The organism is Pseudomonas sp. NPDC096917 (assembly GCF_044762555.1).
GTDB lineage: Bacteria > Pseudomonadota > Gammaproteobacteria > Pseudomonadales > Pseudomonadaceae > Aquipseudomonas.
Window position 1 is genome coordinate 1 of the sequence record NZ_JBIWEO010000023.1, and the last position, 12,571, is coordinate 12,571.

General features: G+C 55.7%; 13 protein-coding genes, 1 tRNA gene and 1 pseudogene. 8 read left to right on the plus strand and 7 right to left on the minus strand.

Going from position 1 to position 12,571, the window contains the following annotated elements:
* Nucleotides 1-213 (plus strand): annotated as a pseudogene (locus tag ACIQYF_RS21080) (contractile injection system protein, VgrG/Pvc8 family); the annotation flags it as partial.
* Nucleotides 214-263: 50 nt separating this feature from the next.
* Here ACIQYF_RS21080 and ACIQYF_RS21085 read toward each other — a convergent pair.
* The 6 genes from ACIQYF_RS21085 to ACIQYF_RS21110 form a co-directional block, all read right to left on the minus strand.
* Nucleotides 264-857 (minus strand): tyrosine-type recombinase/integrase, encoded by a 594-nt coding sequence (locus tag ACIQYF_RS21085; protein ID WP_402865686.1) that lies wholly within the window; start codon nucleotides 855-857, stop codon nucleotides 264-266.
* Between the two features lie 229 nt (nucleotides 858-1,086).
* A tRNA-Gly gene (locus ACIQYF_RS21090) sits at nucleotides 1,087-1,162 on the minus strand.
* A gap of 66 nt (nucleotides 1,163-1,228) precedes the next feature.
* Nucleotides 1,229-1,786, minus strand: coding sequence for a CDP-diacylglycerol--glycerol-3-phosphate 3-phosphatidyltransferase (gene pgsA / locus ACIQYF_RS21095; protein WP_402865688.1), 558 nt, complete (start codon nucleotides 1,784-1,786; stop codon nucleotides 1,229-1,231).
* Nucleotides 1,787-1,818: 32 nt separating this feature from the next.
* Nucleotides 1,819-3,642, minus strand: coding sequence for an excinuclease ABC subunit UvrC (gene uvrC / locus ACIQYF_RS21100; RefSeq protein ID WP_402865690.1), 1,824 nt, complete (start codon nucleotides 3,640-3,642; stop codon nucleotides 1,819-1,821).
* A 2-nt stretch (nucleotides 3,643-3,644) separates the two neighbouring features.
* The gene (uvrY, locus tag ACIQYF_RS21105; RefSeq protein WP_402865692.1) at nucleotides 3,645-4,283 is read right to left on the minus strand and encodes a UvrY/SirA/GacA family response regulator transcription factor; all 639 of its coding nucleotides are present in this window, start codon (nucleotides 4,281-4,283) and stop codon (nucleotides 3,645-3,647) included.
* Nucleotides 4,284-4,415: 132 nt separating this feature from the next.
* Nucleotides 4,416-4,781 (minus strand): helix-turn-helix domain-containing protein, encoded by a 366-nt coding sequence (locus tag ACIQYF_RS21110; RefSeq protein ID WP_402865799.1) that lies wholly within the window; start codon nucleotides 4,779-4,781, stop codon nucleotides 4,416-4,418.
* An 81-nt stretch (nucleotides 4,782-4,862) separates the two neighbouring features.
* Between ACIQYF_RS21110 and ACIQYF_RS21115 the strand changes: the two genes are divergently transcribed.
* The 7 genes from ACIQYF_RS21115 to ACIQYF_RS21145 all read left to right on the plus strand — a co-directional run bounded on the left by ACIQYF_RS21115 (nucleotide 4,863) and on the right by ACIQYF_RS21145 (nucleotide 11,702).
* Nucleotides 4,863-5,075: a DNA-binding protein gene (locus ACIQYF_RS21115; RefSeq protein ID WP_402865694.1), complete on the plus strand. Its 213-nt coding sequence runs from the start codon at nucleotides 4,863-4,865 to the stop codon at nucleotides 5,073-5,075.
* Between the two features lie 716 nt (nucleotides 5,076-5,791).
* Nucleotides 5,792-6,883, plus strand: coding sequence for a 3-deoxy-7-phosphoheptulonate synthase (locus ACIQYF_RS21120; RefSeq protein ID WP_402865696.1), 1,092 nt, complete (start codon nucleotides 5,792-5,794; stop codon nucleotides 6,881-6,883).
* A gap of 275 nt (nucleotides 6,884-7,158) precedes the next feature.
* Nucleotides 7,159-8,040 carry an esterase/lipase family protein gene (locus ACIQYF_RS21125; protein ID WP_402865698.1) on the plus strand — a complete coding sequence of 294 codons (882 nt, stop codon included), beginning with the start codon at nucleotides 7,159-7,161 and terminating at the stop codon, nucleotides 8,038-8,040.
* 77 nt (nucleotides 8,041-8,117) lie between these two features.
* Nucleotides 8,118-8,399 carry a peptidylprolyl isomerase gene (locus tag ACIQYF_RS21130; RefSeq protein WP_008150918.1) on the plus strand — a complete coding sequence of 94 codons (282 nt, stop codon included), beginning with the start codon at nucleotides 8,118-8,120 and terminating at the stop codon, nucleotides 8,397-8,399.
* 121 nt (nucleotides 8,400-8,520) lie between these two features.
* A complete protein-coding gene (locus ACIQYF_RS21135) occupies nucleotides 8,521-9,291 on the plus strand; it encodes a 3-hydroxybutyrate dehydrogenase (protein ID WP_402865700.1) in 771 nt (256 codons plus the stop codon).
* Nucleotides 9,292-9,440: 149 nt separating this feature from the next.
* Entirely contained in the window at nucleotides 9,441-10,547 is a 1,107-nt protein-coding gene (locus ACIQYF_RS21140) for an enoyl-CoA hydratase/isomerase family protein (protein WP_402865702.1), read from the plus strand.
* 3 nt (nucleotides 10,548-10,550) lie between these two features.
* Nucleotides 10,551-11,702 carry an acyl-CoA dehydrogenase family protein gene (locus ACIQYF_RS21145; RefSeq protein WP_402865704.1) on the plus strand — a complete coding sequence of 384 codons (1,152 nt, stop codon included), beginning with the start codon at nucleotides 10,551-10,553 and terminating at the stop codon, nucleotides 11,700-11,702.
* Nucleotides 11,703-11,791: 89 nt separating this feature from the next.
* Here the strand turns inward: ACIQYF_RS21145 and ACIQYF_RS21150 are convergent, their stop codons facing one another.
* The gene (locus ACIQYF_RS21150) at nucleotides 11,792-12,565 is read right to left on the minus strand and encodes an enoyl-CoA hydratase (RefSeq protein WP_402865706.1); all 774 of its coding nucleotides are present in this window, start codon (nucleotides 12,563-12,565) and stop codon (nucleotides 11,792-11,794) included.
* Between the last annotated feature and the right edge of the window lie 6 nt (nucleotides 12,566-12,571).

Genomic DNA, 12,571 nt, shown 5'->3' on the forward strand with positions numbered 1-12,571 from the left:
TACCAGGCCATGGCTGGCGGCGATCAGCCGGAACCGGCGCTGCACCGCTTCCATTACACCGAACAGGTTCGCACCGCCCGCCAGGTGCAGCGCGATTACACCTTTACCCACCCGCGCTACGACCAGGAACACATCGCCACCGGCACCCAGCTGGAGCACCAGGGCCGCGACTACGAGCGCTTCGACTATCCCGGCCGCTACAAGCGCGATATGTTCGTCCATTCTCAGATGCGGGTTGTGCCGCACCTTGGGTTTGGGCAGCGCTACGATGTCGAGGTCAGCGGACGGGTTCGCCGCCAACCCCTTCTCGACCATGCATAGCGAAATAACTGGTTGAGCCAAGTACGGCACTTTTCTGCCGTCGTCGTCGCCCTTCGCCGCTCGATCTTGCGCAGCACTTCCAGCACATGCTGACGCGACACCTCAAGGATAGGCAGATCACCCAGCCAAGGCAGGATGTCTTTGGCGAAGTGATGATCAATCTGCGACAAGGTGCTTTGGCGTCCGACCTTCAGGCTCAAGGCCCTGAACGCACGCCAGTCCGTAAACACGCAGCGAAAGGAGTTCTCCGTCGAGGCGCTAGCCGCCAATCGGGCTTCGCGTCGGTTGGAGCGCGGGGCAACACCTTGGGCGACCAGCGCACGCGCCTCATCCCTCGCCGCGCGCGCCTCTTTGAGACTGACAGCGGGGTACAGCCCCAGTGAAATGCGCGCCTGCTTGCCCACCCAGTAGCACCGGAAGTGCCATTGCTTAGCGCCTTTGGGGCCCACGAACAGCGCGAGGCCACCTGAGTCTTTGAGGGTGTAATTTTTACCGGAAGGTTTCGCCTGGCGAACGGCGGTATCGGTCAAGGCCATGAGTACATCTCCCGTCTCGTAGGGTTGAGGAGATGTGTACCTATTCCAGCCCATTGGGCTCCACCAACAAACCGCAGTACCTGCTACCCGGATTTCATGTACTTAAAAATGTACTTAAAATTCGTGGCTGGTACTGGATTTCAGTGGATGGCGCTTGAACGAAAAAAGAGGCCGAAGCCTCTGTTTTCAATGACTTACAGAGTTCCATGGAACTCTGTAGATCTATATGTGGAGCGGGAAACGAGACTCGAACTCGCGACCCCGACCTTGGCAAGGTCGTGCTCTACCAACTGAGCTATTCCCGCGTCTTGGTGGTGCGCATTCTATAGAAATCAAAGAGTGCGTCAACCCTTTGATTCGAAAAGTTTTATTTATTTTGTAGAGGTGGTCTTCAAATGCGGCCAGGCCGCTCGCAAATATTGAACCATCGACCACAAAGTCAGCCCCGCAGCCACTAACAGCAACGCATAACCGACCAAGACCCAGAAGCTGAAATCGGACGGATTAGCCAATAAGATGATCAAAGCCAGCATTTGCGCAGCGGTTTTCCATTTGCCCATGTTCGAGACCGCAACCTGTGCACGCGCGCCCAGTTCGGCCATCCATTCGCGCAAGGCGGAGATGACAATTTCACGGCCAATAATCACCGCGGCCGGCAAGGTCAGCCAGAAGTTGTGATGCTCTTGCACCAGTAACACCAGCGCTACTGCCACCATCAATTTGTCAGCCACTGGATCCAGAAAGGCGCCAAACGGCGTGCTCTGCTCCAGTCGTCGAGCCAAGTAACCATCCAGCCAATCGGTTGCGGCCGCAAATGCGAAGACTGAGCTGGCAGCTGCATAACTCCAGCTGTAAGGGAGATAAAACAGCAAAATAAAGAACGGAATCAGAAGAACGCGTAGAACGGTGATCAAATTAGGGATATTCATCGGCACAACTGGCTACGAGGTGAGGGGGCATTCTACTCGCTGTGTAGATTTGCATAAATCAACTCAGCGAGCTTTTTACTGATACCCGGTGCTTTGGCGATTTCTTCGATGCTGGCACGAGACAGCTCCTGCAATCCACCAAAATGTTTCAACAAGTCACGGCGACGGGTCGGCCCGACTCCCGCAATCCCTTCCAGGGTTGACGTTCGCCGGGTTTTTCCGCGTCGCGCACGGTGCCCGGTAATTGCAAAACGGTGGGCCTCGTCACGAATCTGCTGGATCAAGTGCAATGCAGGGGAATCACCTTTTAAGGTGAATTCATGGGCAGCATCATTCAGGTAGAGCGTTTCAAAACCGGCCTTACGGGTTGCACCTTTGGCCACACCGAGCAAAATCAGGTCTGGAATCGCCAATTCATTAAGTACGTCACGGGCCATGGAGAGTTGGCCCTTGCCGCCGTCGACCAACAGGATGTCGGGCAGTTTACCCTCTCCTTCTTTCAGACGGCTAAAGCGGCGCAACAACGCCTGGTGCATGGCGGCATAGTCATCGCCAGGGGTCACGCCTTCAATGTTGAAGCGTCGGTAATCCGACTTGATGGGCCCTTCAGGGCCAAATACCACACAGGAAGCAACCGTGGCTTCACCGCTTGAGTGGCTGATGTCATAGCACTCAAGGCGTTGTGGTATTTCATCCAGCTTCAATACTTGGGCCAGCGCTTCAAAGCGCGCAGCCACATGCAAGCGGTTGGCCAGGCGTGCGCTCAGCGCTTGCTCGGCATTGGTGACAGCCAATTGCTGCCACCGAGCCCGAGTGCCACGCACACGGTAACTGATCGCCATTTCACGCCCGCGCAGCGCTTCGATTGCATCTCTGATGGCATCGAAACTCTCGTGTTCGACGTTAACAATCAGTTCACTTGGCAGGTCGCGCTCAGGGCTGCTGATGTAGTACTGCCCGAGGAAAGCGGCCATAACCTCGGCCACTTCCTCTTCAATCCCCACCTGCGGGAAGAAATTCTTGCTGCCCAGTACTCGCCCGCCGCGTACGTTGATTAAATGCACGCAGGCGCCACCCGGGTTCACAAAGGCCGCGATGATGTCCACATCCCCCGTCCCGCCTTCCATACTTTGCTGAGCCTGTACCCGGCGCAGCAATGAGATCTGATCACGCAGTTCTGCAGCACGCTCAAAATCCAGGGTACTGGCAGCTTTTTCCATTGAGCTGTTGAGTTCATCGGTCAGCGCACTGCTGCGCCCCTCAAGAAACATCACCGAGTGGCGCACATCTTCGGCATAGACCTGCGGGTCAACCAATCCGACACACGGTCCCTTGCAGCGTTTGATCTGATACTGCAAACAAGGACGGGTGCGGTTTTTGAAGTAGCTGTCTTCGCACTGACGAACCAGAAAGGTTTTCTGTAAAAGGCTTAGGCTTTCACGAATCGCGCCTGCGCTGGGATAAGGTCCGAAATATTTGCCCTTCTGCTTCTTGGCTCCGCGATGAATGCTCAGGCGCGGGTATTGGCCATCCGACAGAAAAACGTACGGATAGGATTTATCGTCGCGCAGCAGAATATTGTAGGGCGGCCGCCATTCCTTGATCAGCGTCTGCTCAAGCAACAACGCTTCGGTTTCATTGGCAGTGATGGTGGTTTCGATTTGCGCAATGCGAGCTACCAGCGCGGCTGTTTTCGGCGCGAGCCCGGTTTTGCGGAAGTAACTGGCCAGACGTTTTTTCAGGTTCTTGGCTTTGCCCACATAAAGCAGACGAGCATCGCTGTCAAACATGCGATACACGCCGGGCCTGCCGCTGCAGGTCGAAAGAAATGCACTTGAGTCAAACACGTCAGTCATTTTTAACCAGCATCAACCATGCCATGACGAACAGCCAGCAAGGCCAGTTCAACATCACTCTTAACTGAAAGCTTCTCGAAAATACGATAGCGGTAAGTGTTGACGGTCTTGGGGGACAAGCACAGCTTGTCGGAAATGACTTGAACCTTTTGGCAGCCGACAATCATCAATGCAATCTGAATTTCTCGTTCAGACAGGGCATCAAAAGGGGAATCACTGGCAGGCTGGAAAGATTTAAGTGCCAGTTGCTGAGCCACTTGCGGACTGATATACCGCTGCCCCGCAAACACAAGGCGAATGGCCTGGACCATCTCTGCAAGGCAGGCGCCTTTGGTCATGTAGCCTGCAGCTCCAGCTTGTAACAAACGCGTGGGGAACGGGTCCTCTTCACACACAGTGACGGCCACCACTTTAATGTCGGGGTGGCTGCGCATCATTTTGCGAGTCGCTTCCAGACCTCCAATGCCCGGCATTTTCACATCCATCAAGACCACATCCGGCTTCAGCTCGCGCGCTTTGATCAGTGACTCTTCGCCAGATTCGGCCTGACCGACCACTTGCAAGCCTTCGATATCAGCCAGCATTCGTGTAATGCCCGTACGCACAAGATCATGATCATCGACCACAAGAACCCGAATCAAGTCGACACCTCGCAAATTGCGTCTTAGTTGGTTGCCGCTACCTTAGCAAAAAAAAATTGAGGCAACCTACCTATCATGCGTTATCTGCTTAGACCAAATGGCTCAGTATCACGAATAGATGACGTGGTCGAATCAGACATCATTGGGCTCTTGACGTTTCTTTAAGGCGTGATTAGCAGACATTTCCGCCAAAGCCGTAGTCAATTGCCTGATGGCGTCCTGATCTTCTTTTTGCAGAACGCGATAATTGACCAAAATCTTTTCTTCTACTTGGCTCAGATTATCGAGCAATATTGGCGTCGGCTTTCCAGTTAGCACATACAGGACATCCACTCCGCGCTCTGCAACGCGAGACAAATAATCGGCTTTCGGTGCGCGCTCACCGTTTTCATATTTACCTTGAGCATTGGCCTCGACACCGCCTACCTCACCAAAAACTTTCTGTGATAGGCCAAGTCGTTCTCTTTCTTGCCTCAAACGCGAGCCAATTCCACTCAATTGAATTCTTGATCCCATGTTAAACACCCATACGAATGGTACAATCAGCAACTGTTGAACAATATTGAACGGTTTTAAACTATGACCGCAATCCGTACTGCCGCACAAGCCAAGGCTTGGCTGGAACATCAGGGTAAGTCTGTTCAAGAGTTCGCTCGCGAACATGGCGTAGACCCGGCAACTACCTATCAGGTACTCGCCGGTCGAAAAAAAGGAAGGCGCGGAGAAGCCCATAAGGTGGCGGTCCTTCTAGGAATGAAGGATGGCGTCATTCCTCCCGACACTCCCCAATAGAAGGGGACGGTGACCGATGTTGAGTATGAGCTCAATTGAGTTTAATACTCGATTAACTGCTGACCGGCGCAAGATTATCTGCCAGCACGTCTTGCACGCAGAGAAAACAGGGCGAGAAATGCACCTGACCACACCACGTACTGTTTACAAGGGTGGTTATCCGGCGGCTGACAATTGAGCATGGCCCTGATAGAAATTTTAGATTGAACCCGGCCTGCTCTCTCTTGTAAGCTCCAGACCACTCAATGGAGATGGCACATGTTGATTCACGCACACACAGACATCAGTCAATCGGTAGCTAACAAGCTCCATGACGCTGCTGTGCGCGCGAAAAACGCTCCCTTGACTGCACGATTTTATTTTGGGTATTGGTTTAGCCACTGGCGCGCCTGATACCCCTCCGGCGCCCATTTTGAACGGGTCGCCTACCAAAGATTTCTCACCCCCGGTCGGCTTCCCGACCGGGGGTTTTGTTTTTTCAGGCCCTGACAAATTACTGACTTTAAGGAATGAACTCATGAACTACACCACTTATTACCGCTTCGACCTTTGCACTGCATGGCGATTTATCAGCCGCCGTTCGGGACAGTCTGCCGCCTCCGAACGGACACGCACCGGTGGCACGCACGCACTCATAGCCAGTCTGGCCAATTGTCGAACACCCCAATAGGGCTGAGCGCGCGGGAGAACCCGCCGCTGCCCAGGAAGCAACTACCATGAACGCACCCATCCCAGCTCTGCCAAACACTGCTCGCACCGCCACTAAAACGGTATTGACCCAGCGTCTGCCCAGCTCTTCTGAGCTCAAGCGACAACTGCCGCTCAATACAGAGCTGAGTCAGTTGGTGAGTCATCAGCGTCACGCCATTCGCGCCATTCTTAATGGCGAAGACACCCGCCTGCTGGTCGTTGTCGGCCCCTGCTCGATCCATGACCCGATTTGCGCGCTGGAATACGCCAGCCATTTGGCCGCCTTGTCTCACGACCTGAGCGATGACATGTTGCTGGTGATGCGCGCGTACGTCGAAAAACCCCGCACCACCATTGGCTGGAAGGGCCTGGCTTACGATCCGCATCTGGACGGCAGCGACGACATGACCCACGGCCTGACCCTGTCACGCGAGTTGATGATCGAAATGCTGCGCATGGGCCTGCCCATTGCCACGGAGTTGCTGCAACCCATGGCCGCTGGCTATTTCGACGACCTACTGGGCTGGGCCGCGATTGGCGCACGCACCACCGAATCACAAATCCATCGCGAGATGGTCAGCGGCCTTGATTTACCTGTCGGTTTCAAAAATGGTACCGATGGCGGCGTTGCAATTGCCTGTGACGCCATGCGTTCAGCAGCCCATGGGCACCGCCACTTCGGGGTGGATAACCAAGGTCATCCGGCGATTATCATGACTGCAGGCAACCCAGACACCCATCTGGTATTGCGCGGCGGTCACAGCGGCCCGAACTATGACCGCGAGAGCATCGCCAAGGCCCGCGCCGGTCTTGAAAAAAACGCCATCCCTGCGCGCCTGATGGTCGATTGCAGCCACGCCAACAGCGGTAAAGACCCATTGCGTCAACCAGACGTATTCAATGAAGTTCTGGCGCAACGCCTGGAAGGTGATCGCTCATTGATTGGCGTGATGCTTGAAAGCCATCTTTTCCAGGGGTGCCAACCCTTGAGCAGCAACCTGCGGTACGGCGTCTCCGTCACCGACGGCTGCCTGGGCTGGGAGGCCACCGAACAGTTGCTGCGCAATGGCGCAAACCAGTTGCAACAGCAACGACGTTCGGCGAAGGCTACCCACTAAAAGACTCACCAACATTGACCATTGCGCACCGGCGGGCACTGCCCACGGTTGCGCGAAGTCGATTGTGACTGACAGCAAAGCCGATAAGAACTGCCTGAAAAGTACCGCGCGACAAGAGAACGCCACCTGCTCCCGATAAGAATTATCGACCAAACGCTTTGGGCAGGGATCCACCGCCCGACCTTGTCTGAAGACACATCTTGCAACCCGGACTCCCACCCTGTGTTCTCAACTAAGGTTTTTTTATGACCTGAAACACCCACTAGAGAACCCACATGACAGACACAGCAAACACCCAATACCCGATTTTATTAGTGCATGGGCTCTTCGGTTTCGACCGAATTGGCCCATTCAGCTACTTCAACGGCATTAAAGAAGCTTTGCAACGCGCAGGAGCCAAGGTCTTTGTCGCCTCAATCTCGGCAGCCCACAGCAATGAGACTCGCGGCGAACAGCTGCTTGTGCAAATTGCCGAGATTCTTCAACAAACAGGCGCCAGACGGGTCAACTTGATCGGCCACAGCCAAGGCGCACTGACCGCCCGCTATGCGGCTGCCAGGGCTCCGGAGTCTGTGGCCTCGGTCACATCGGTCAGCGGGCCTAATCATGGCTCTGAACTGGCCGACCGTCTGCGCCAGGCCTTCATCCCCGGCAAGCTGCCTGAAAAGGTCGCGGCGTCGCTGATTACCGCTTTCAGCACCTTCATGACGACGATCAGTAGCAAGCCCCAACTACCCCAGCATGCACTTGAGGCCCTCAATGCGCTGACCTCTGAAGGCGTGACCGCCTTTAATTTAAAATACCCCCAAGGCCTGCCAAAAACCTGGGGAGGCATGGGCGCAGCCGAGGTCAATGGCGTCTTTTATTACTCCTGGAGCGGCATCATCAAAGGCTCTTTACTCTCGGAATCAATAAACCTGCTCGATCCGACGCACAACGCCTGCCGGGTATTTGCCAGTTTTTTCACCACTGAGTCCAACGCTAATGACGGGATGGTCGGCCGTTTCAGCTCACACTTGGGCACAGTGATTCGGTCGGACTACGCGATGGATCACCTAGACACCATCAACCACCTGGCCAGTATGACGCGCAAGAGGGCCAACCCCGTCGAACTGTATGTGGAGCACGCGCAACGTTTGACCAAGCAAGGCCTGTAAAGCCCAAGGGAACTTTGCCGAGAAAAAAGCCACTGAATCCGGTAGGCTCACCACTTTCTTGAAAGGAGTACTCTCTCATGGCCAAAGCCACTGCCCGTCACATCCTCGTTGCCAGCGAAGCCAAGTGCAACGAACTGAAAGCACAAATCGAAGGCGGCGCTGATTTCGCCGAAGTTGCCAAGGCGAATTCCACTTGCCCATCCAGCCGTCAAGGCGGCGACCTGGGTTCTTTCGGTCCAGGCCAGATGGTTAAAGAATTTGACACCGTGGTTTTCAGCGCGCCAATCAACGTCGTACAAGGTCCGGTTAAAACCCAGTTCGGTTACCACCTGCTGGAAGTCACCAGCCGCCAGGACTAACCACTCCGGCTCTGTGTGAAAACGGCCCACCTTTTGGTGGGCCGTTTCGTATCCGAGTGGCGAACCTCGTGCTACGTTTCCTGATTGATGAATCTACCGTGTCTCACCTGAGGAATTGATCATGAGCCTTAAGGGTAAAACTGCCTTGGTTACCGGTTCCACCAGCGGCATTGGCCTGGGCATCGCCCAAAGCCTGGCTAAGGCTGGCGCCGACCTGATACTCAACGGTTTTGGCGACGCCAGCAAAGTCATTGCCGAACTGCAACAATTCGGCGGCAAGGTTGGCCACCACCCGGCAGATGTCAGCGACCCCGCGCAAATCGCCGACATGATCAGTTATGCCGAACGCGAGTTTGGCGGCCTCGACATTCTGGTCAATAACGCCGGTATTCAACACGTGGCCAGCGTCGAAGAATTCCCGGTAGAGCGCTGGGACTCAATCATTGCCATCAACCTTTCTTCAGTCTTCCACAGCACCCGCCTCGCCCTGCCCGGCATGCGCAAACGCGGCTGGGGCCGCATCGTCAATATCGCCTCGGTACACGGCCTTGTCGGGTCGGTCGGCAAAGCCGCCTACGTCGCCGCCAAACACGGTGTGATCGGTTTGACCAAGGTCGTGGGCCTCGAAACCGCCACCAGCAACATCACCTGTAACGCCATTTGCCCCGGCTGGGTATTGACCCCTCTGGTCCAAAAGCAAATTGACCAGCGCATCAGCCAAGGTATTGATCCGTATCAGGCGCAGCACGACCTGCTGGCCGAGAAACAACCTTCGCTTGAGTTCGTGACCCCACCGCAGTTGGGCGAGCTGGTGCTGTTCTTGTGCAGTGAAGCTGGCAGCCAGGTGCGCGGCGCAGCCTGGAACGTCGATGGCGGATGGCTGGCGCAATAAGTGCCCCACATTACGGCTTTTTTGCCATGCAAAAATGCACACCGACCCTGCACTTATCCGGGTTGTAATTGGCAAATTTGCACTGTTAGCATCGGCCATCGTTCGCACGCGAATACATTCTAAAAATAATGCACAGCAGGGAGTTAGTGATGACTGCTCAGGTTTCATCCTCACCGACACAGCATGTCGAGCCGACCCAAAGTACGGTACTGGCCGAGGTCCGCAACCACATTGGCCACCTGACCCTGAACCGTCCCAGCGGCCTTAATGCGATAGACCTGCCAATGGTCCGCAGCCTGCAACAGCATCTCGATGCCTGGGCACAAGATCCCCATATAAAAGCAGTCGTATTGCGTGGCGCAGGCGAAAAAGCCTTTTGCGCAGGCGGCGACATTCGTTCGTTGTACGACAGCTATAAAAGCAATGACACCCTGCACAAAATCTTCTTTGAAGAGGAATACGCCCTCGACCTGACCCTCCATCACTACGCCAAGCCGGTGCTCGCACTGATGGATGGCTACGTACTGGGCGGCGGCATGGGGTTGGCTCAAGGCTCAACCCTACGCCTGGTGACCGAACGCAGTCGCCTGGCCATGCCAGAAGTCGCAATTGGTTATTTTCCGGACGTGGGCGGCAGTTACTTTCTGACTCGCACTCCCGGCCAAACAGGCACTTACCTGGGCGTCAGCGGCGTACAGATTCGCGCCAGTGATGCGTTGTATTGCGGGCTGGCTGACTGGTACACCGACAGCAGTAAACTGGCTGAACTGGATCAAAGCCTCGATAACCTCAAGTGGCAGCAATCGCCGCTCGAAGACCTCAAGTCCCTGCTGGCCACCTTCGCCGTACAAACCTTGCCCGATGCACCGCTGGCCAAACTGCGACCCTTAATTGATGAGGCGTTCGCACTTAACAGCGTCCCCGACATCGTCGCCCACTTGCGCGCCGTCACGGCATCTGAACACTGCGAATGGGCCACTGAGACCGCCAACCTGCTGGAGACCCGCTCGCCGCTGGGCATGGCCGTCACTCTCGAAATGCTTCGTCACGGCCATAAACTTGACCTGGAACAGTGCTTCGCCCTCGAACTGCACCTGGACCGCCAGTGGTTTGATCGCGGCGACCTGATCGAAGGCGTACGCGCGCTGATCATCGATAAGGACAAAACGCCACACTGGAATCCGCCGACCCTGCACGAACTTGATTCGGCGCATGTCGCAAGCTTCTTCACCGACTTCAAACACAGCGGAGTTTGAGCCATGCAAGACCTCGAACTGACTGAAGAACAAGTGATGATCCGCGATATGGCCCGTGATTTTGCCCGTGGCGAAATTGCGCCCCATGCCCAAGCCTGGGAAAAGGCTGGCTGGATCGACGACGCACTGATCGCCAAGATGGGTGAGCTCGGCCTGCTTGGGATGATCGTCCCTGAAGAATGGGGCGGCACCTATGTCGACTACGTGGCGTATGCGCTGGCCGTGGAGGAAATCTCTGCCGGTGACGGCGCCACTGGCGCGCTGATGAGCATTCACAACTCGGTAGGCTGCGGCCCGATCCTCAAATACGGCAGCCAGGCGCAAAAAGAAACCTGGCTCGCAGAATTGGCCAGCGGCCAATCCATCGGCTGTTTTTGCCTGACCGAGCCGCAGGCAGGCTCCGAAGCGCACAACCTGCGTACGCGCGCCGAATTGCGTGACGGCCAATGGGTCATCAACGGTGCCAAGCAGTTTGTCAGTAATGGCAAACGCGCCAAGCTGGCCATTGTCTTCGCGGTGACGGATCCGGAACTAGGCAAAAAAGGCCTTTCGGCGTTTCTAGTCCCTACCGCGACGTCTGGTTTTATCGTTGACCGGACCGAACACAAAATGGGTATTCGCGCTTCGGACACCTGCGCCGTAACGCTCAACAACTGCAGCGTGCCAGAAGCCAACCTGCTAGGTGAGCGCGGTAAAGGCTTGGCCATCGCCCTGTCTAACCTGGAAGGCGGACGCATCGGCATTGCCGCCCAAGCCTTGGGTATTGCCCGTGCAGCTTTTGAGGCAGCGCTGGGATACGCTCGCGACCGCGTTCAGTTCGACGAAGCCATCATCGAGCACCAAAGCGTGGCCAATATGCTGGCCGACATGCAAACCCGCCTCAATGCTGCCCGCCTGCTGATCTTGCACGCCGCGCGCCTGCGCAGCGCGGGCAAGCCGTGCTTGTCGGAAGCCTCGCAAGCCAAATTGTTTGCGTCAGAAATAGCCGAGTTTGTGTGCTCCAAAGCGATCCAGATTCATGGCGGCTATGGCTACCTTGAAGACTACCCGGTGGAGCGTTACTACCGCGACGCGCGAATCACCCAGATCTATGAAGGCACCAGTGAGATTCAACGCATGGTGATTGCTCGAGAGCTGAAGAACTATCTTGTTTAAAACCGGGCACCTGTAGCGCGCTTGCTCGCGATCTTTTAAAGATCAAAAGATCGCGAGCAGCTCGCTCCTGCAGAGGTCTCAGGCACTGCTTAATTGTTTTTAAACTGTGCCTCACGCTTGCCCACAAATGCCGCCATGCCTTCTTTCTGATCCTGGGTAGCAAACAGCGAGTGGAACACTCGACGCTCAAAGCGCACGCCTTCTGACAAGCTGACTTCAAACGCGCGGTTCACACTTTCTTTAGTCAGCATCAGCACCGGAAGGGATTTTTTGGCAATGGTTGCTGCCACTTTCAACGCTTCTTCCAACAACTCATCCGCTGGAATCACGCGCGCGACCAGTCCCGAGCGCTCAGCTTCGACAGCATCCATCAAGCGCCCGCTCAGGCACATTTCCATGGCCTTGGCCTTGCCTACCGCACGGGTCAGGCGCTGGGTGCCGCCCATGCCCGGCAGCACGCCCAGATTGATTTCAGGCTGGCCGAATTTGGCGTTGTCACCGGCCAGAATAAAGTCGCACATCATCGCCAACTCACAGCCGCCGCCCAAGGCAAAACCGGCAACCGCAGCAATAATAGGTTTGCGTCGGGTCGATACCCGATCGCTGTCCGAAAACAAGTCTTCCAGGTAAATCTGCGGGTATGTCAGCTCCGCCATTTCCTTGATATCCGCACCGGCAGCAAAGGCCTTTTTCGAGCCCGTAATGACGATGCAGCCAATCGAGTTATCGGACTCCAGGGTGTCCAGCGCGTGATTCACTTCGCTCACCAACTGCGCATTCAAGGCATTTAGCGCCTGCGGCCGATTCAGTGTAATCAGGCCCACTTGCCCATGGATGTCCAACAAAATGGTTTCGTAGCTCATCGATAA

Bases quoted from the DNA above. Each gene is read 5' to 3' on its own strand.
- ACIQYF_RS21125 (WP_402865698.1), top strand. From the start codon at position 7,159: ATGACAGACACAGCAAACACCCAATACCCGATTTTATTAGTGCATGGG.
- ACIQYF_RS21140 (WP_402865702.1), top strand. From the start codon at position 9,441: ATGACTGCTCAGGTTTCATCCTCACCGACACAGCATGTCGAGCCGACC.
- uvrC (WP_402865690.1), bottom strand. From the start codon at position 3,642: ATGACTGACGTGTTTGACTCAAGTGCATTTCTTTCGACCTGCAGCGGC.
- ACIQYF_RS21115 (WP_402865694.1), top strand. From the start codon at position 4,863: ATGACCGCAATCCGTACTGCCGCACAAGCCAAGGCTTGGCTGGAACAT.
- ACIQYF_RS21130 (WP_008150918.1), top strand. From the start codon at position 8,118: ATGGCCAAAGCCACTGCCCGTCACATCCTCGTTGCCAGCGAAGCCAAG.
- ACIQYF_RS21145 (WP_402865704.1), top strand. From the start codon at position 10,551: ATGCAAGACCTCGAACTGACTGAAGAACAAGTGATGATCCGCGATATG.
- ACIQYF_RS21120 (WP_402865696.1), top strand. From the start codon at position 5,792: ATGAACGCACCCATCCCAGCTCTGCCAAACACTGCTCGCACCGCCACT.
- ACIQYF_RS21085 (WP_402865686.1), bottom strand. From the start codon at position 857: ATGGCCTTGACCGATACCGCCGTTCGCCAGGCGAAACCTTCCGGTAAA.
- ACIQYF_RS21150 (WP_402865706.1), bottom strand. From the start codon at position 12,565: ATGAGCTACGAAACCATTTTGTTGGACATCCATGGGCAAGTGGGCCTG.
- ACIQYF_RS21135 (WP_402865700.1), top strand. From the start codon at position 8,521: ATGAGCCTTAAGGGTAAAACTGCCTTGGTTACCGGTTCCACCAGCGGC.
- pgsA (WP_402865688.1), bottom strand. From the start codon at position 1,786: ATGAATATCCCTAATTTGATCACCGTTCTACGCGTTCTTCTGATTCCG.